The 18,772-nt window shown below is 55.3% G+C and carries 10 protein-coding genes; 7 read left to right on the top strand and 3 right to left on the bottom strand.

Annotation, left to right across the window (positions count from 1 at the left end; translation table 11 throughout):
• Nucleotides 1-383: 383 nt before the first annotated feature.
• Nucleotides 384-3,341: an RHS repeat domain-containing protein gene (locus LZ24_RS15890; protein WP_144686707.1), complete on the top strand. Its 2,958-nt coding sequence runs from the start codon at nt 384-386 to the stop codon at nt 3,339-3,341.
• Nucleotides 3,335-3,859, top strand: a complete 525-nt coding sequence (locus LZ24_RS15885; protein ID WP_144686706.1) for a hypothetical protein — start codon at nt 3,335-3,337, stop codon at nt 3,857-3,859. The genes LZ24_RS15890 and LZ24_RS15885 overlap by 7 nt, the downstream gene beginning before the upstream one ends.
• Before the next feature lie 25 nt (nt 3,860-3,884).
• Here LZ24_RS15885 and LZ24_RS15880 read toward each other — a convergent pair whose 3' ends face one another.
• From LZ24_RS15880 to LZ24_RS15870, 3 genes are all read right to left on the bottom strand, one after another.
• Nucleotides 3,885-4,787 carry a formylglycine-generating enzyme family protein gene (locus tag LZ24_RS15880; RefSeq protein ID WP_186443210.1) on the bottom strand — a complete coding sequence of 301 codons (903 nt, stop codon included), beginning with the start codon at nt 4,785-4,787 and terminating at the stop codon, nt 3,885-3,887.
• 121 nt (nt 4,788-4,908) lie between these two features.
• The gene (gene tnpA, locus LZ24_RS15875) at nt 4,909-5,340 is read right to left on the bottom strand and encodes an IS200/IS605 family transposase (protein WP_144686704.1); all 432 of its coding nucleotides are present in this window, start codon (nt 5,338-5,340) and stop codon (nt 4,909-4,911) included.
• A 166-nt stretch (nt 5,341-5,506) separates the two neighbouring features.
• Complete coding sequence (locus tag LZ24_RS15870; RefSeq protein ID WP_186443209.1) at nt 5,507-6,538, bottom strand: Rpn family recombination-promoting nuclease/putative transposase; 1,032 nt, start codon at nt 6,536-6,538, stop codon at nt 5,507-5,509.
• Between the two features lie 43 nt (nt 6,539-6,581).
• Between LZ24_RS15870 and LZ24_RS17385 the strand changes: the two genes are divergently transcribed.
• The 5 genes from LZ24_RS17385 to LZ24_RS15850 all read left to right on the top strand — a co-directional run.
• Complete coding sequence (locus tag LZ24_RS17385; RefSeq protein ID WP_186443208.1) at nt 6,582-6,731, top strand: hypothetical protein; 150 nt, start codon at nt 6,582-6,584, stop codon at nt 6,729-6,731.
• Nucleotides 6,732-10,328, top strand: coding sequence for a carboxypeptidase-like regulatory domain-containing protein (locus LZ24_RS15865; RefSeq protein ID WP_222427676.1), 3,597 nt, complete (start codon nt 6,732-6,734; stop codon nt 10,326-10,328). It begins immediately after the preceding gene.
• 152 nt (nt 10,329-10,480) lie between these two features.
• Nucleotides 10,481-17,776: an RHS repeat domain-containing protein gene (locus LZ24_RS15860; protein WP_186443207.1), complete on the top strand. Its 7,296-nt coding sequence runs from the start codon at nt 10,481-10,483 to the stop codon at nt 17,774-17,776.
• Nucleotides 17,777-17,844: 68 nt separating this feature from the next.
• Nucleotides 17,845-18,276, top strand: coding sequence for an IS200/IS605 family transposase (tnpA, locus tag LZ24_RS15855; protein ID WP_144686700.1), 432 nt, complete (start codon nt 17,845-17,847; stop codon nt 18,274-18,276).
• A 120-nt stretch (nt 18,277-18,396) separates the two neighbouring features.
• Nucleotides 18,397-18,772, top strand: a 376-nt coding sequence (locus tag LZ24_RS15850) for a hypothetical protein (protein WP_144686699.1), incomplete at its 3' end; no start/stop codon positions are given.

The raw sequence follows: 18,772 nt of genomic DNA, 5'->3' as shown, positions 1-18,772 counted from the left end.
TCTCACGATTAATTTTTCCGATAAGACATCTTTTATTTCTGGGTTTTCCTTCACTATTACGATAGGAAGTTGATTCATATAGATAAGTATTGTTTCCAACTTTTTGCTTCACAATACAAGCCATATCGCCCCCTTTGTAGTAAGATGCTATTATACCTTCAAGGGGGCAAAACTAGCAGTTTTTTAAAATTTTTGAAAATTATTTTTAGCCAAAAACAACAAATAAAAACTTTAATCTCAAAGCCATACATCCAATTTTAGCACTTTGTATAACGTTTGTAGGTGTATAATTTATCGGGAATTTAGGATATAATGATGAAGGTGAAACCCTTCGCACAAGTTTGAGCCGAACCCGCCTCACGGGCCTGGGGCCTGATGGCCGCGTGGCAGAATCCGTCTCCGAAGATATCCACGGCAACCTCACCCGCATGCGGGTGCACCGGGATCGTTCCACCGCTTCAGAAACCCGCCATATGGAATCCCCATCCAGTCCGATGGCGGAAGTCACGGTGTCCCGCTTTGGCCTTACTCTTACGCATAGGGACACCAGCGGCCATGAACGGCGCTTTGGCTGGGACGCCTTAGGTCGCCGCATCAGCGAGACCGATCCCCGGACGGGCATCACCCGCTTTGCCTATGATGAAAAGGGCCGTCTGGCCTCGGTGACCGATGCGGCGGATCATACCACCCGCTTTGTTTATGACAATGAAACCGGCAGAAAAATCCAGGAGATTGATGCCAAAGGCCAGAGCGTTCGCTACGCCTATGATATGAGAGGCCAGCTCACCGCCACCTGGGGGGATGCCACCTATCCCGTGCGCTATGGCTATGACGCCCTCGGCCGCATGGTCTCCATGACCACGTTCCGGGAAGGGGAGGGCTTTGAAGGGGAGGCGTTCCCCCAAGATCCTAATGGCGACACCACCTCCTGGATCTATGACGAAGCCACGGGTCTTCTTCTGGCCAAGCGGGACGCCGAAGGCCGGGACGTCACCTATCAGTATGACGCCGCAGGCCGCATGAGCTCCCGCACCTGGGCGCGTCAGGAGGCAGGCGCGGATCTTGTCACCACTTACGCCTACGACGGGGCCACGGGGGATCTTCTCGGGGTAAATTATTCTGACGCAACGCCGGGCGTTACCTTCACCTACAACCGCCTTGGCCAGCAGAAAACCATCACCGATGGCCTGGGTACAAGAACCCTTTTCTACAACCCAGCCCTTCAGCCCGTATCCGAAAGCATCACAGGGCTTTATGAAAGAAGCCTTGCGCTTGGCTATGAAGAAATGGGCCTTAAGGGCAGGATCTCCGGGTTCAGTCTCCAAAGCCCTGACTCAAAGACCTACGCCATATCCTATGGCTTTGACCGGTTCGGCCGCTTTGAGAGCCTGAACTGGGAAGTTTTGAATCAGAAGGATCAGGTTCGCTACACCCGCGTTCAGAACGCAGACCTCATTGCCGGTTACGAGACGGACAGCGGACAGATCACCTCCTACACCTACGAAGCCCACCGCAACTTAAAAACCCGTGTGGAAAATGCGTTCCACACCCGTCTGATCTCGGCCTATACCTACGGCCATGACGCCCTTGGCAGGCGGGAGAACGTCCGGCAGACGGGTCTTGCCTTTGTGAAGGATAATTTTAACCTTTATACCTACAACCCCCGCAGCGAGGTGACGGCCAGCCGCAGCTTTGAGGGCGAAGACATAAGCGATTTAAATCAGGCTCTTAGCGAGAGGTTCCGGGAATACAGCTATGATCCCATGGGCAACCGCAGGGCCGCGACCCTGGGGCCGGAAGCTCTGGAGTACAGCAGCAACCCCCTAAACCAGTACACCGCCGTGACGGGCCTTGCCTCCATCACCCACGATGCGGACGGGAATTTCAAGGAAATGGGGGACAGGGTTTTTGTGTGGAACGCGGAAAACCGCCTGATCCGCACGGAACCCAAGGCGGCGGCTGCTGGAGATAGCCGCACGGAATACGCCTATGACTACATGGGCCGCAGGGTGCAGAAGATAAGCTATTTATTTGACGGCACAGACTGGGTAAAAGAAGAGGAACGCCTTTTTGTCTATCAGGGTTGGAATCTCATCGAAGAAATCCGCCTTGGGGAAGGAAAAGAAGAAAGCCGCTACTTTGTCTGGGGGCTGGACCTAAGCCAGAGTCTTCAGGGCGCAGGGGGTGTTGGCGGGCTTCTTGCCATGGTGGAAGAAGGCGGCTCCCATCTCTACACTTTTGACGCTAACGGCAACGTGGGCCAGGTGGTGAAGACCTCCGATGGCAGCCTTGCCGCTGCCTATGAATACGACCCCTTTGGCAGGCTCACCGCCAGCAGCGGCGGGATGGCGGAGGTAAACCCGTTCCGGTTCTCCACGAAGTACTTTGATGGGGAAAGCGGGTTCTATTACTACGGCTACAGGTATTATGCGGTGGAGCTGGGGAGGTGGATTAGTCGAGATCCCATCGAGGAAGAGGGGGGGATTAATCTTTATGGGTTTGTGGGGAATGATGGCCTTAATTGGGTAGATCTTCTCGGGCTTACGGAGATTGAGTTCCGTGCCATGATTAACTTTACATTGGGGGTTGAGTCCGGTGGGATGATGATTCCAAAAATCAGCATTGTTGTGAGCGGTCAGGCAAAATGTACAGAGAACCTTAGAATCACAGCAGATTTCAGTGTGGATGCATACAGCGGTGGTATGGGGACATCCAATAACTCGCGTGGTAATGGGTATGAGTTAGCCGGTTTTTTACGGGTGACCCACGGAGATGGGGTAGGCCATGATTTGCCCGTAACCCTGATCAGCCGCAACACCCATTCTGCTTTTCCGGATAACTTTAAAAACTCAGGAACCTGGGGTGGGGGCTATGCCATGAATGCTGGGACAAGTAGATGGACCTCCCATCATATTTTTGCAGCAAGGGGATCGGACTGGGCCTTTGATTATCAAAATGATCAAGGAAAATATCCCTTCTTGCCTCTTGGTAAAGGTACTGATGAGGGGAGGACAGCCAAAGCCATTCTTCATGTGAAGTTGAAAAATGGGGCAATCGTGCATTTTGGAAATGAACAATTTACTGGGATTCCTCGTGATCATCTTAATCCGAATAAAACTTCTAAGCATTTTTATGATCAAACCGAAACAGGCAAGGATTTAAATCGTAGCGATACATTTGCTGGAGTTACTCAAAATGGGCAGACCTATAGGTTGGGAGCCAGTGGCTCCCATTGGGCTCAGAATTTTGTTCATAGACTTAAATTTAATGATGTACCTCTTTTTGAACAAACAGACCAGGGAAGGGGGTTTGTTGAGATTGAAGGAGGGGGCAGATGGTAATGTGGAGGGGGATCTGTATGGTGGTTTTGTTTATATGTCTTTTTTCTGCTTGTGCCCTTCCTGCAAAACGGGATGCCTATGGCCGTGCTGTGCCCCGCTGGCCAAACTGGACTTTAAAAACAGACAATCCAGACCCAGAGGGTCTGATTTGCTATGACTGTATTTATGTCGAAGATTTTGGAAATTATGGGGTTTATCCAGGGTATGTTATACGTAGGTATTGGGCATCTGGGCATGTCTGGGGAAAAGGTGTTGAAGATTATGATGATTTAGAAACAATAAACTCGAAGTTCGGTGGAGGTATTGGGTATTATCGTGTGGAAGGACCACAGATTCTGATTGAACAATATAGCGGTGGTGAGGGGGGGCATTATATATATTCAGAGGGATTTATAGAAGCAGACGGGAGTATTGTGATCGTATCCATGGGATCTTTTTCAGATCAGCTTATATTTCCAAGACCGAAAAAACATATACCCATCAAAGCAGGAAAAGTCGATTGGGAGCCGGACTGGTGATGCATTCGTGTCCTAAAAAGATTTTTCATTGTCCTGCAAGACGAAAACCCAGGGTTTTGCTACGCTTACCGGTCCATTCTGTTATTCGATTGGCAGAGCGGCAGTTACCTGCATAATTGCTCCAACTGCCACCCCGGACGATAACTCCCGAGCCTTTTGTATTGAAGGGATTAACGCGGGGCAGGTTTTCATAATCTTCTCTGTAGATATCCATCACCCATTCCCACACATTGCCGTGCATGTCATAGAGGCCCCATGCATTGGGCTCCAGTGAAGCTGTTTTGATTGGGGTCTTGCGGTTTTTTCCTGTGGGGCAGCCTGACATGGGCAGGCCACCTGCATAATTGGCCTGATTCGTGGAAAGGCAGGGGCCAAAAGCAAAGGGAGTATTTGTGCCAGCGCGGGCGGCATACTCCCATTCTGCTTCTGTAGGCAGGCGTACCACGAGGGTTTTGTCCATCTTGTTAAGCTTTTGGATGAAAACATGAACGTCTTCCCATGATACCTGCTCCACAGGGCAATCAGGGCCGCAGTCTTTAAAATAAGAAGGATTGTTGCCCATGACGGCCTCCCACTGTGCCTGGGTGACTTCCGTTGTCATGATATAAAAATCCATGGTGATTTCTACCTGGTGGAGTTCTTCATTGTCATATCGGGCTGGCTCATCATGGGGAGATCCCATCCAGAATGTTCCTGCCGGTATTCTTACAAAAGTCATTCCCAGAGAGTTGGTAATTCTCGGTTCATTGGAAGAGAAGGAGCCTTCACCGGGCCTGAAGTCCCTTATCTCTTCATATATGGTTGGCGGAAAGAGTTTATCTAAAACAGATACAGGGTTAAAAGCCTGCAAGGAAGAGCAGGATACTAAAATAATGAGGACAAGATTTAAGGATATGATTTTAAAAAACAAGGAAATGATTTTTTCCATTATATTTCTGCTTTTTGATGGGCAAGAATGTTGCGGAGTCAAATACCACCGGCAAAGCCGGTGGCCTGAAAACATGGAACCGCTCAAAGCGGTTAAAAAACCTGGAGCCACCTAAAGGTGGCTACCCAAACAAGTTCAGCTGATCCAGACGTTTGTCTTCGCGCTCCTGATTCCGGATATATTCACGGACTATGTTCTCGTCCTTGCCAACTGTAGATACATAGTAGCCTCTTGACCAAAAATGCTGTCCGGTAAAGTTTTGCTTTCTGCCCTGAAAATTTCGCGCTATCTGAATCGCACTTTTGCCTTTCAAAAATCCTACTACTTGAGAAACCGAATACTTTGGCGGTATCGACAAAAGCATATGCACATGATCTGAATGCAGATGCCCTTCCAAAATCCGACACTGCTTTTGGCCTGCAAGATCATGCAAAATCTTACCAAGGTACTTTCGAATTGATCCATAAATCTTCTGTTTACGGTATTTCGGGATCCATACAACGTGGTACTTGTAATCCCAGCGGGTGTGGCTTAAGCTTTGATCGTCATACATAGGAAGTCTCCACCTCATGAACTTTGAGCGGTTCTGGGTGGAAGACTTCCTTTCTATTCCCGGAAATGTCAAACTTTGGGAGTCCCCCGGCAGAGCCGGGGGTTTACTATTTTTTTATTAAGTTGTATCCGCAAGGCAGAAAGCATCAGAAAATTAACACATGGCATCAGGGCGTTTCTGTTTTGATCTGCTCTTCAATGATGTCTGTCAGGCCCAGATCTTGAGCTTGAATCAGATCCATGCCCCTCTCTCCCAATGCGATGATTTGATTCACTTTTTCCAAAGGCAGGTTGACAGCGGCGGCAATTTTGTCGGGGCTTATGTTGAAATTGTAAAGGCGCATAAGAGTCTGGAATTTTTCCGTACGGAGTTTTTTGATGGTTTCCATACGTTCTTCCATCTTGCCTTTGAGATGGCCTTTTTTCTCCCACTCTTCTGTCCATTCGGTCATTTTTTCAGCGAGCATGGCTTCCACCTCCGTGAGTGCATGGTATTCGGGTACGGCATCTTTTTTGAACCGCGTCCTGAGCAGGCGGCTGAGCCATATGGCAAAGATGCGCTGGATATTTCTGTATTCATCAGACTCAAGTTTTTGGATCAGATCTGCAATGCGTGCTCGAATTTCTTCGGGTGTCGTACACATCTCAAAGGCGATCAGTTCCCGCACAAGATTGAGATCCACGCCTCCCAGCTCCGCCTTGCTGATCCGGTTTTCATCAAGAAGCCAGTATCTGAAACTGGGGATAAAGGGTTTTAAAGAATCCTGAACGGGGTGGATCAGCTCCTTGATATCAAGGGGAGTCTGCCATGCTCCCCTGCCGTTGTAGATCACCATGGGGACAACGGGTGGTAGGGTGTCGCCCCGTTTAAGGTTCTGGGTACGGATGATGTCCTGATAGAGCAGACCGACATACACCATGAGGCGTACGCCCATAAAGTAGTCATCCGATGACTGAAACTCAAGCAGCAGATAGAGGTAGAGCCATTTTCCCCTGAACCGTACCCGCCATATGGTGTCGCTGTGGCGTGAACGCATGTCTTCGGTGATGTAGGTCGTAGAAACCGGTTCCAGGGTATTGAGGTCAATTTCATGAACCCAGTCTTCTTTCACAAAACCGCAGAGAAGATCCCGAACCATTTCCGGATGAGAAAAAAAGAGTTTGTATCCCGTATCGTGGGGATTGTGTTCATTTTTCATGAAAAAACCATAGCAGAAAAATGATTTTGTCGGGAATGAAAAAGTGTTTTTTGTTTCCCTGTGGGGCTGCGGTGGGGAGGATGTCATCGCGCGGGTGGATGGGAAGGCGCTTTCAAGGTCGGGGCTGGAGAGCCTGATCCAGACGAAGGCCATGGACAGGGCGGATATCCGCCATGCCCGCAAGGATGGATAGATGGGTTTGATGGGGAGAGGCAGGAGGATGGGGAGCATGGGCAGGCTGGAAGCTGGCGGGCTACGCTGGGGCGTTTTTTTTCTTCTGATTCTGGTGCTGACAGGATGCAGGCTTCCTGCGGTGGAGAACTTCAAGGCCGAGGCCCTGCGCACGGAGCCCGGAGTGCGGCTCACCTGGACACCTGTGGCGCATAAGGATCTGGCGGGATACTGGATCTACCGGAAGGCTCAGGGCCAGGCTGAGGCCCTGAATCTCTCTTCTGTGCTGTTGCCCGGAGATACGCGCTTGTATGTGGACCGCAGTGTAACCCATGGCGTGGTGTACGAGTACGCCGTGGTGGCTGTGGATCGCAGGCTGCAGCCGGGGCGTCCGTCGGATGGGGTGAAGGTTTTTGCCGCCTGGAACGCCACGACTCTTTCCCGTCCGGATCTGGATTGGCAGGATCCCCATGTGAAGATTTCCTGGCCGTGTGAGGATTTTGAGGCCTATGAGCTCAGCCGGAGTGAGACGGAAGCGGGTGGGGAGATTCTGGGGAAAGGCCGGGAATGTCAGATTTTGGATGATCTGAGCGCGGCGTTTACAAAGTGGCATTACCGGGTGCGGGGAATCCGTGTGCTGGCCGATCCCCTGAGCGGTGGGCTGCTGGAGCTGCCCGGCCCCTGGTCACCTGGGGCAAGGGTGGAGGCCCATGCGCCCGATGCCTTCAGCCTTGGGGGCTGCACGCGGAACAAGACGGGGGACTGGGCCCTGAATGCGGGAGTGGGGCTGCCTGTGACCCTGAGTGCATCGGTTCTGGCTTTGGAGGGGGAGATGAAGATCAGGGCCGTATCCGGGGAGCATGCGCTTGTTTCTGCGGGCAGCGGCTCGGGTTTTTCTCTGGCGCTTCCCGCTCTGGGAGCCTGGCGGGTATCGGTTTGGGACAGCAGCGGGAACAGGCTCTCCCGATTTTCCTTTTCTCTGGTGCAGGATACGCTTGCGCCTCTTGTACAGGTGGACGGCCCGGAGCACGCGGTAACAGAAGCGCTTTTTCATGTATTCACAGGCCGGGTGTCCGACGATACGGGGGTGCACAGCATGAAGGCGCATTCGGATCGGTATGACACAGACTTTGCCCTGCTTCCCGGAGAGGCAGAAGGGGATTTTGTGGCGGAACTTCCCCTGGCTTTCGGAGACAACCGTATCACCTTCAAAGTGATGGATCCTGCGGGCAATGAGACCCGTGTGGAGCGCAGGGTGGACAACCGCTCTCCCCTGAAGCCGCGGATCCGTCTGCTGCGGCCTGGGGCCGGAGAGCGGGTGTTCACAGAAAAACTTAAGGTGGAAGGGGAAGTGGACACGGATCTTCCCGGGGAGGCTTTGACCCTGGTGCTCCATGGAAGGGGCGGACCCTGGGAGTACAGGCCTGCAGGTCAGGGCGGGGTTCACCCCTTTGTGTTTGAAGAGCTCTTTCTTGTGGAAGGGCCGAACTATTTTGACCTGGAAGTGCGTACGGATCATGGCGGGGTGATGCTGCGCAGTGGCGTTCACCGCTTTGTCCCCGCAGGGGAGGGCGGGCCGCCCCGGATTGAGATCCGTCATCCTCAGAAAAACGCCATGGTGCAGGAGGACAGGGTGCAGGTGCGGGGCACGGTGTACAGTCCGGATGGGGTGAAGGGGGTCTGGGTGAACGGCAGTCCGGCCCGGACGGGCGGATCGGCTGAGGCCCTGCATTTTCAACACACGGTTCACCTGGGAGAGGAGGGGTTTGCCCATCCCGTGCATGTCCGTGCGCAAAGCGGCCTTGATGTGGAATCCAGCCTGGAGTGGACGGTGATGCAGGATAAGACCGCACCGGAGATTCTCCTTGACGGGGATCTGCGGGCTTATCCGGAGATGAACGAGATTGTGGAGCAGGGCTGGATGCTGTCCGGCCGGATCCTGGAACCCCATCCCGGCGGTCTGCGCATAGGGCAAAGTCCTCTGGCCTTAAGCCCTGCGGGCGAAGGGGTCTGGTCCTTTGCCACGGGTCTCGATTTAAATCCGGGGGTGGAGAACACCTTGCGCCTTGTGGCCTGGGACAGGGCGGGTAACCGCACAGAAAAACTGCTGGGTCTGCTGTTTATGGCAGCCAGAAGGCCTGAGATTCTCTCACCTCAGGACGGGGCTGTTCTGGTCACAGGGCAAAGGCTCCTCACCCTGCCTCTGATCTGCCGGGTTCCGGATCTTGAGCCGGAAGACCGGGTAGCCCTGAAGCTGGACGGAATCCTGGTTCCGGATCTTGCCTTCAGCGGCACCACCGGCAGGGCTGGGCTTGTGCTGGACGGAGCCCCGGGTTCCCATTCTCTGGAGCTGGAGGTGCTGAATGCCGAAGGCCGGGTTCTGGGTCGAACCCGATCCAGCTTTCAGATCCAGGATGAAGCCACCCTTCCCTTAAGCCTTGAGCTCAGACCGGGGGAGGGGGAGACGGGCGTGGCGCCTGGCGCCTTTGTGAGTCTCTCCTTTAACCGGATGATTAATCCGGATGCACTGGAAGTTGTGCTTGAAGAAACGGCCCACACCTTAAACTATAAAGAAACCGAACCCGGCCGGGGCATAGAGGAGATGGGGGAGATCCCCATGGAGAGGGTGAATCGGGAGAGGGAACCTGTACCGGGCGGGCTTTCCTGGTTCCCGGAGAAGACCCTTGCGGCCTTTTATCCGGAGCGGGATTTTGCCTGGGGAGCCACCGTGCATGTGACGGTGCGGTATCAGGGCGAAGAAATTCTCCGCAATGTCTTTACCGTGCGTCCCCTTCCCACCTTTCTTCAGGGTTTTGTGACGGATACCCGCATGACGCCCCTTGCCGGGGTAAGGGTGCGGCTTGCAAAACCGGACTTAAGCGTAGTGACGGACAAGGAGGGCAGTTTCGGGTTCGGCTTTGGGGACAGAGCTGAAGACAGTCTTGTTCCCGGCACTTACCGTCTTGAGGTGAATCCGGGTATGGAGCATCCGGGCCTTGGCAGCCTTGAGCGCAGGGTGCATGTGGCGGGAGGGGAGATGAACCGTGCGGGCATGTTCCGCATTCCCGTGATCCGCGGGGATCTTCCCATGGTTCTTCTGGGTTCGGGTATGGGGGATGTGAGCCTGGATCACGGGGAGCTTGTGCTGGATCTTGAAGATGCCCGCCTCTTTTTTGGGGACGGCCGGGATAAAAAGCCCGTGACCGCCGTGTTCCTTGAGTATGAAGAAATCCCCTGGCCCATGGACAGTGTCATGCCATCCTGGATGTACATGCTGACGCCAGGTCCTTTGGAGGTGGAAGGGCCTGTGGGGCTTTCTTTTCATATGCCCGCCCTTTACGGCTCCCATGATTATGTGGAAGCCGTTGGGGATCGGGTGGTGCTGGTGGGTTTTGATCCGGATACGGGCAGTCTGAAACCCGCAGGTGTGGGTCTTGTGGATCGGGAGGCCAGGCGGGTGCGCTCGGAGCGGCTGGAGCTTCGCAGGCTGGATGCCTTAGGATATGCCTTTGTGGAAGAAGGTGCCCAGGATCTTCTGAAGGCCTATGGGGAGGGACTTCTGCATCTTGCCGATCTTCTGGGAAGGCTGGGGGCAGGCGCTGCCGGTACGGAAGAATGAGTTTTTTTGTGGGGCAGGTCCTGTTTTCTCCCTTTGGGAGAGGGGCCGGGGGTGAGGGCAGAAAGCCTTGAAAAAGCCTGATGATGTCCGATGTGTCAAAAATGGCCGTACAGAATATAAAAAAGATGTTCACCAATACGGGATTGATTTTCATGAAAACATTCTTAAACGCTCCGCAGAACCGGGTGACTGGCGAGGCTTCTCTCTTTATCAGGGGACTTTTCATCAGAAGTCTTCTTCTCACGGCCTTTTTCTGGGGGCTCTGGCTTTCTGCGGTTCCGGCTCCTGCCTTTGCAGACTGGGGCTTAAACCCACGTTTTGTTTCCGGCGCCGTGGGTACCCGCGGGCTGATCCTTGAGGACGGCGCACCGGTCTGGGTGGCCTATGGTTCCAATGGCGAGGTTCTTGAAAAAATCGGTCCTGCCACAGACCGCTACCGGGATGCCCGAGCCATGGCCGCTTCAGAATACAGTCAGCGGGTGGCGGCGTTCCGGGACGCCCTGACCAGCACCTCCCTTCCCGTATCCATAGAAAATCTTCCCCTGGTTCTTCTCGGAGTTTCTTTTCATCCGGACACAAAAAGCATCCTGCGCATTGCCCCTTCGGCCCTTTCTCCCGGCATGAAACCCCTTCTCCATGAATCCCCTTTAAATCTTAAGGACGTGCGGGATCTTGGGGAAGAGATCCGCTCCGTGCTTCTGGATGACAAGGGCTCCCTTCTTCACGCTTCCATCGGGAACATCGGGTATCTTTCCGGGTTTTACAGTCAGGCCGACGGTACGCCCGGCGGGCAGGCCCTTGGGGGGTATAGGCAGGGCGATACCCTCTGGGGTCCTGTGTCCGGGGCTTTTGTGAGCGCAGGCGGAGACTGGAGAAGTGGCAAATTCACCCGCGAGGATGGCCACTTTCAGCTCATGTACCATCTGCCACCCTGTCCGGGCTTTTCTTACAACCTGGATCACTTTGTCTTTGGTCAGCTTCTCTACCAGGAGTTCAATCCCAAGCGGCCCAGACCCGTTGGGCACTACTTTGTGCAGCGGCCCATTTTTGATATGTGCTCCGGCGGTTCCGCAGCCTTTGGCATGCCAACCAGCCTTGGGGCAGCCATGGGCCAGATGGCTGCGGCGCAGATGGATGCGGGGATCAACCAGAGTTTTCACAGAAACGTGAACCTTACCGTGGATGTGGCAGCCATCACGGGCAGGGCTTTTTTGCATGAAAGGGTGGGCGGCCCGGTGCTGCCCCTTGGAGAAAAGACCCGGCGCAGCGCCAAAGCCAGTTCCGGCTGGGTGCTTCCCGCCCACCTGGATTTTAACGGAGACGGCAGACCGGACACCGCGGAGCTGGATCCTGCCACGGGCCTTGTGCGTATCTGGTTTGAAGGCAAGACCGAAGAAAACAAGGATACGCCGGATCTTGAGCGTTTTGGAGACACCTTCCTGAACCTCAAGGATGAAGGCCTTGTCTCTGCCATTTCTGCCGGGGATGCAGAAAAGATAGACACCCACATCTACCGGGCGTCCAGCGGCATGCAGATCATGGCATCCAGGGGGCTTCAAGCGGGCAGCCTGATCAGCGAGGACAAGGCCGCGCTCTCCTACCGCATGCTCTACCGGGGGCCTGGAGATTTTGCCTTCCGCCATGGGGGCAATGCCATGTCCATCTGGCAGAAGGAGAGGCTGAACCCGGCCCTGCAGGGATTCTGGGCCGACCACCTCCGCCCCGGCGAAGCCGTGCGCGTCTATCTCATCAACCGGGCCACGGGCTACATGGGCTCGGCCGTGACCACCATCGGCGAAGGCACCCAGTCCGGGCTCATCAGTACCCAGACCCCCACCATCGCCCTCACGCCGCCCAACCTCAAAGTCCAGGTGCGGCGGGTGCATGCTGTGAGCCACGGCGCAGACCAGGGCGAGATCCGCGATCAGTTCATCGGCTTTGAAGGCGCAGGGCTTACCAGCGACACCTTCCTTGAGATCAGCACCCTCTGGATGGACGCCGACGGCGGCCCCCTTCCCGATGATCTTCCGGGGTTCACGGGACGCCTTGCCCGTGTGGTGGCGCCGGGCAGCCTGGGCGGAGAGATCCGGCAGTTTCGTATCCGTCCCGGCCGTCAGGTGCAGGTCCTGAAGCTTCCCGAAGAAGGTATTGATGCCGCCCATTTTTACATCCACGTGAGTCCTCTGCCCCCTGAGGGTGTGGTGGGAGCCAGCCCGGATTTTTCTTCCGAGTTCAGCTCCCAGGGCGGACTTGAGAACCCTGCGGATCTTCTGGGCTATCGCCCAAAAACCTTTGTTCCCATCCTTGTGCCCGTCTTTGACCGGGCAGCAACGCGGGAGGCCGAGCGGCTCCGCAGCCTCCGCATGAAAAAAGAGGGCGTCCCCCTCCCAGAAATAAAACCCATTTACCACTGGGTGTACCGGCCCGAGATGCAGTTTTCTCTTCTGGATCTTAAGGTCGAGGAGCCGGAGAAGGAGCCGGAGAAGGAAGAGCCAACACCCCCCGCAGGCCCTGTGCTGGATGGCGCCCTTGTCTGTGAGGAAGGGAACCTTTTCAATCTTTTAAAAAGTGATCTCCTGTACACCCTGGTTGCCTCGGAGCTTAACCCGCTGCCCCTTTTCGGTCAGACGGGAGAGATGGTCTTTTCTTTTGGGGGTCAGGAGGTAAAGGCCACGGTTCAGCTGCAGGGCGGGGAGATCAGGGCCCAGACCTTGAAGTTTCAAAACGCGCCGGATCTGGCTTCCCTCACCCCAGAGGAGCTTGTCACCTTACGGCTTTACCAGAACCGGGACGCGGCCAACGTGCTATGGGAGTACGCCACGGTTCTCATGCCCTATATCGAGATTGATAACGGCAAAGGCTTAAAAAATCAGGCCATTGCTCCGGGAGCCACGGCCACGGGCAAAGCCGTCACCCTGCCCAAAGACCGCAAGGTGCGCTGGAGTCTTCGTGCGGCCAAAAAGGGTGTTCATGTGACCCTTGATCCAGAAACAGGCCGGATTGCTGCCGATGACAACACGGAAGACGGCTGGATTTTGATCCGGGCCACGGATGAAAAAATGCCGGAGCGGTTCCGGGAGGCTTTGGTGCATGTGGGCTGTGCTCCATGCACGCCCTGCGAGGGAACGGCCTGCGAGAACCGGGATCAGCCCGGCGGCGGAGCGGCCCGGCTTGCCAGTGTGGAAGCCCACTTTGCCCTGGGCCTTGCCGAAGGCGGTCAGTCCGCAGGGGAGCTTTTTATCCTTGGTGAGGCATTGGGGCTACACCTTGCCAGCCCCAAATCCCTTGGCGTTTCTGTCATGGCCAAGGATGTTCATCTGTTAAGGGACGAGTCGGGCCTTCCCCGTCAGGTGGTGGCACCTGAGACCTTTGTGGACATTGTGGTGACGGGCGCAGGAGCCTATGAGATGCGCTTTTACCACCCGTCCGCAGCAGCAGCCCAGGGTGATGACGGGCTTTTTGAACCCATACCCGGTGAGACTCCCTTTGTGGTCTGGGAGGTGGAGGGCACCTTTGACAGCCTCATTCTGCGGGAAGTCCGCAAGGGCAGCGTGACAGGGCGGCATCGCTACGAAAGGTCTGGCAACACCTGGCGGCTGATCCGGGCCGATGGGGAGCTTGTGGAAGAAAAGACCCTCACGTCCGATGGGCTTGAGGTCCGCAAAACCCGCGACGCCAAAGGGCATGTGGCCAGATCCCATGGCATCCGCAGGGCCGAGATCGCAGGCCGCAGTGTCATCACAGAACGCATTCAGGATCCGGGCGGAGCCAACCTCGTCACCCGCTATGTGCACGACAGTACGGGCAGGGTGAAGGAGGTGATCCGGCCCGATGGTGCATGGACCCGCAGTGAGCGGGACGATCAGGGCCGCGTCACAAAGGAGATCCGGCCCCACGGGGAAGACGGAGCCGATTCGGAAGAATCCCTGCACAGCTACGCCCCCGTCTCCAGTGAGGACAGCCAAAGGCTTGAGGATGCGGACATCCCCCGGCTTACAGAAATCCGCATTCAGGGGGTGCTCACCCAAAAAATCTGGCGGGTGTTCACCCTGGACGCCGAAGGCCGCAGGGTGGAGATCCTGGAAGAATCCGCCAGTCCCTCCAATCCCTTCGGGGATGAGGCCAACCGCAGGACGGTGAGGATTTATCATAAAGAAGACGGCGGACTGGCTTCGGGTAAGCTCTTTCGGGAGATTGCTCCCGAGGGCCGCACCCGCACCCACAAGTACGTTCGCGGATTTTTTGATGGGGGATCGGGGCTTTCTGCCCCAACCTTTAAGGCCGATCCCGGCGGAGCCTTTGTGGAAGAATCCGTCATTCACGGGATCTCAGGTGCCGAAGAAGGGGTCTTTTCAAAAACCACCGTGGAGATCCGGGTGAAGGACGCCTTTGGCCGCACCCTCATGACCGGAGAAAAGCTCTTTGACGGCGGCTATCATCTGGCCCGCTGGCAGGTGTCCACCCTGGATGATCTGGGTCGGGTGACCCATACCCGCAGCTCCGACGGCAGCCGCACAGAAACCACCTGGTCCTGCTGCACAAAAGTCTCGGAGCGGGACGCTTTGGGTGTTTTAAAAATCTACACCCACGATGCCCTCAACCGGGTGATCCGGGAGGAGCGGGAGGGCTTGGGCGGCGCCATCGTCACAGAATACACCTATGACGCCGCAGGCAGGGTGCTGGAGCAGCGGGTGGAGGCGGGGGGTCTTGTTCAGACCACGAAGAGCTTTTACGACGGTGCGGGCCGCAGGATCCGGAGCCTTGATGCCTCAGGCCTTGAGACCCGCTGGGAGTATGATGTTCCGGCAAGAACCACTACCCGCATCAGCCCCGGCGGGGCCAGGGAGGTGACGACACGCTCAAGGGACGGCAGGCTGCTTTCGGTGACGGGCGACGCCGGGCCTTCCCGATACTATGCGTACGGGGTCACGCCCGAGGGGTTCACCTGGTCCAAAACCCATTTTGGCGCAAAAGACAGCCCCCTCTGGGAAAAGGAATATGCGGACGCTCTGGGCCGCACCTTAAAGACCGAGCGACCGGGCTTTGGCGGTGGCGTGGTGACCACCAGCTTTTCTTACGATGCCAAGGGCCGCCTTGCGAAGGCCCAAAGCCCCGGCACGGCCCCGACTTTGTATGAGTACGATACCCTGGGCAATCTTGTGATGACGGGGCTGGATGTGGATGAAAACGGCATCCTTGAAGAAAACTCCCAAGACCGCATCACAGCCACAGACACCCGTTTTGTGAAGCTTGGGGCGGACTGGTGGGAGCAAAGCGAGACCCGCATCTATAATGATGAAGGTGAAACCCTTCGCACCAGCCTGAGCCGAACCCGCCTCACGGGCCTTGGGCCCGATGGCCGTGTGGCAGAATCCGTCTCCCAAGATATCCACGGCAACCTCACCCGCATGCGGGTCCATCGGGATCCCGCCACCGCTTCAGAAACCCGCCATATGGAATCCCCATCCAGTCCGATGGCGGAAGTCACGGTGTCCCGTTTTGGCCTCACCCTGACCCATAGGGACACCAGCGGCCATGAGCGGAGTTTTGGCTGGGACGCCTTAGGCCGCCGCATCAGCGAGACCGATGCGGCGGATCATACCACCCGCTTTATCTATGACAACGAAACCGGCAGAAAAATCCAGGACATCGACGCCACAGGCCAGAGCGTTCGCTACGCCTATGATATGAGAGGCCAGCTCACCGCCACCTGGGGGGATGCCACCTATCCCGTGCGCTATGGTTATGACGCCCTCGGCCGCATGGTCTCCATGACCACGTTCCGGGAGGGTGAGGGTTTTGAAGGGGAGGCGTTCCCCCAAGATCCCATGGGCGACACCACCTCCTGGATCTATGACGAAGCCACGGGCCTTCTTCTGGCCAAGCGGGACGCCCAAGGCCGGGACGTCACCTATCAGTACGATGCCGCAGGCCGCACCCGCACCTGGGCGCGTCAGGAGGCAGGCGCGGATCTTGTCACCACCTACGCCTACGACGGGGCCACGGGGGATCTTCTCGGGGTAAATTATTCTGACGCAACGCCGGGCGTTCCCTTTCCCTATAACCGCCTCGGCCAGCAGAAAACCATCACCGATGGCCTGGGTACAAGAACCCTTGTCTACAACCCAGCCCTTCAGCCCGTATCCGAAAGCATCACAGGGCTTTATGAAAGAAGCCTTGGGCTTGGCTACGAAGAAACGGGCCTCAAGGGCAGGATCTCCGGGTTCAGTCTCCAAAGCCCTGACTCAAAGACCTACGCCATATCCTATGGCTTTGACCGGTTTGGTCGTTTTGAGAGCCTGAACTGGGAAGTTCTGAATCAGAAGGATCAGGTTCGCTATGCCCGCGTTCAGAACGCAGACCTCATTGCCGGTTACGAGACGGACAGCGGCCAGATCACCTCCTACACCTACGAGCCCCATCGCAATTTGAAAACCCGTGTGGAAAATGCGTTCCACACCCGTCTGATCTCGGCTTACACCTACAACCATGACGCCCTCGGCAGGCGGGAGAACGTCCAGCAGACGGGTCTTGCCTTTGTGAAGGACAATTTTAACCTTTATACCTACAACCCCCGCAGCGAGGTGACGGCCAGCCGCAGCTTTGAGGGCGAAGATATAAGCGATTTAAATCAGGCGCTTAGCGAGAGGTCCCGGGAGTACAGCTATGATCCCATGGGCAACCGCAGGGCCGCGACCCTTGGGCCGGAAGCCTTGGAGTACAGCACCAACCCCCTAAACCAGTACACCGCCGTGACGGGTCTTGCCCCCATCACCCACGATGCAGACGGGAATTTCAAGGAAATGGGGGACAGGGTTTTTGTGTGGAACGCAGAAAACCGCCTGATCCGCACGGAACCCAGGGTGGCGGTTTTGGGGGATAGCCGCACGGAATACGCCTATGACTACATGGGCCGCAGGGTGCAGAAGATAAGCTATTTATTTGACGGCACAGATTGGGTAAAAGGAGAGGAACGCCTTTTTGTTTATCAGGGCTGGAATCTCATTGAAGAAATCCGCCTTGGGGAAGGAAAAGAAGAAAGCCGCTACTTTGTCTGGGGCTTAGACTTAAGCCAGAGCCTTCAGGGTGCAGGGGGTGTCGGCGGGCTTCTTGCCATGGTGGAAGAAGGCGGCTCCCATCTTTACGCTTTTGACGCCAACGGCAACGTGGGCCAGGTGGTGAAGGCCTCCGATGGCAGCCTTGCCGCTGCCTATGAATACGACCCCTTTGGCAGACTCACCGCCAGCAGCGGCGGGATGGCGGATGTGAATCCGTTCCGGTTCTCCACGAAGTACTTTGATGGGGAAAGCGGGTTCTATTACTACGGCTACAGGTACTATGCGGTGGCGCTGGGGAGGTGGGTGAGCCGGGATCCCATAGGGGAAGCCGGTGGATATAATAAAAAAATGGTAAACCCCCGACTTTGCCGGGGGACTCCCAAAGTTTGACATTTCCGGGATTATAAAGGAAACCTCCCTTTTAGAACCGCTCAAAGCTCTATAAAGGGAGATTTCCTATGTACGACAACCAAAGTTTAAGCCACACCCGCTGGGATTGCAAGTATCATGTTGTCTGGATTCCCAAGTATCGTAAGCAGAGGATTTATGGTGCAATCCGTGAGCATCTTGGAAAAATTTTCCATGATCTTGCGGCTCAAAGACAGTGTAAGATTTTTGAAGGTCACTTGCACTTAGATCATGTTCATATGCTTTTGTCGATTCCGCCAAAGTATTCGGTTTCTCAGGTTGTGGGTTTTATGAAAGGGAAGAGTGCCATCCAGATAGCTCGTACCTTTCATGGACGCAGGCAAAATTTTACTGGACAACATTTTTGGGCACGAGGCTATTATGTTTCGACCGTTGGTAAGGATGAGAAAACAGTTCGTGATTATATCCGAAATCAGGAGAACGAAGATAAGCGTCTGGACCAATTAGACTTGTTTGAATAGCCACCTTTAGGTGGCCCCTGGTTTTTTAACCGCTTTGAGCGGTTCCATGTTTTCAAGCCACCGGCTTTGCCGGTGGTCTATGACTTCATTGCTTTTACAAATCATGCAAAAGAAAAAGATATGGTTGCGATCATGGATCTGTCCGCAACTTTATCTTATCGAGACACATCCAGTTTATTGCTGGCTGTATCCCATCCTAAAGCAGAGGGCCAGATCGGGCGGTTGGTTGAACAGGTATTTACCCTTCAATCAGCTCAATCGAAAGCAGATCTATCGAATTTTTTGACCATCGCCGCCCATGCAGAAAAAAATATTGGCAAGCTTCTGGATGTGGCAGGAGAAATTGATTTGTCTTTCACAAGCACTTTGTCTGTGGTGGATACGGTTAATTTTCTTGAAGCAGCAAGTATGCCGGATGCCGATATTGCGAACCTGACCAGAATGGGAGAAGGTCTTTTTGGTCAAGACAGAAGCAATTTCTTTTATGCAGCCTCAA

Origin of the sequence: Desulfobotulus alkaliphilus, from assembly GCF_007830435.1 — a bacterium.
In the GTDB taxonomy this organism is placed as follows: Bacteria; Desulfobacterota; Desulfobacteria; order Desulfobacterales; family ASO4-4; genus Desulfobotulus; species Desulfobotulus alkaliphilus.
This window is presented reverse-complemented; position numbering and strand designations above follow the sequence as displayed.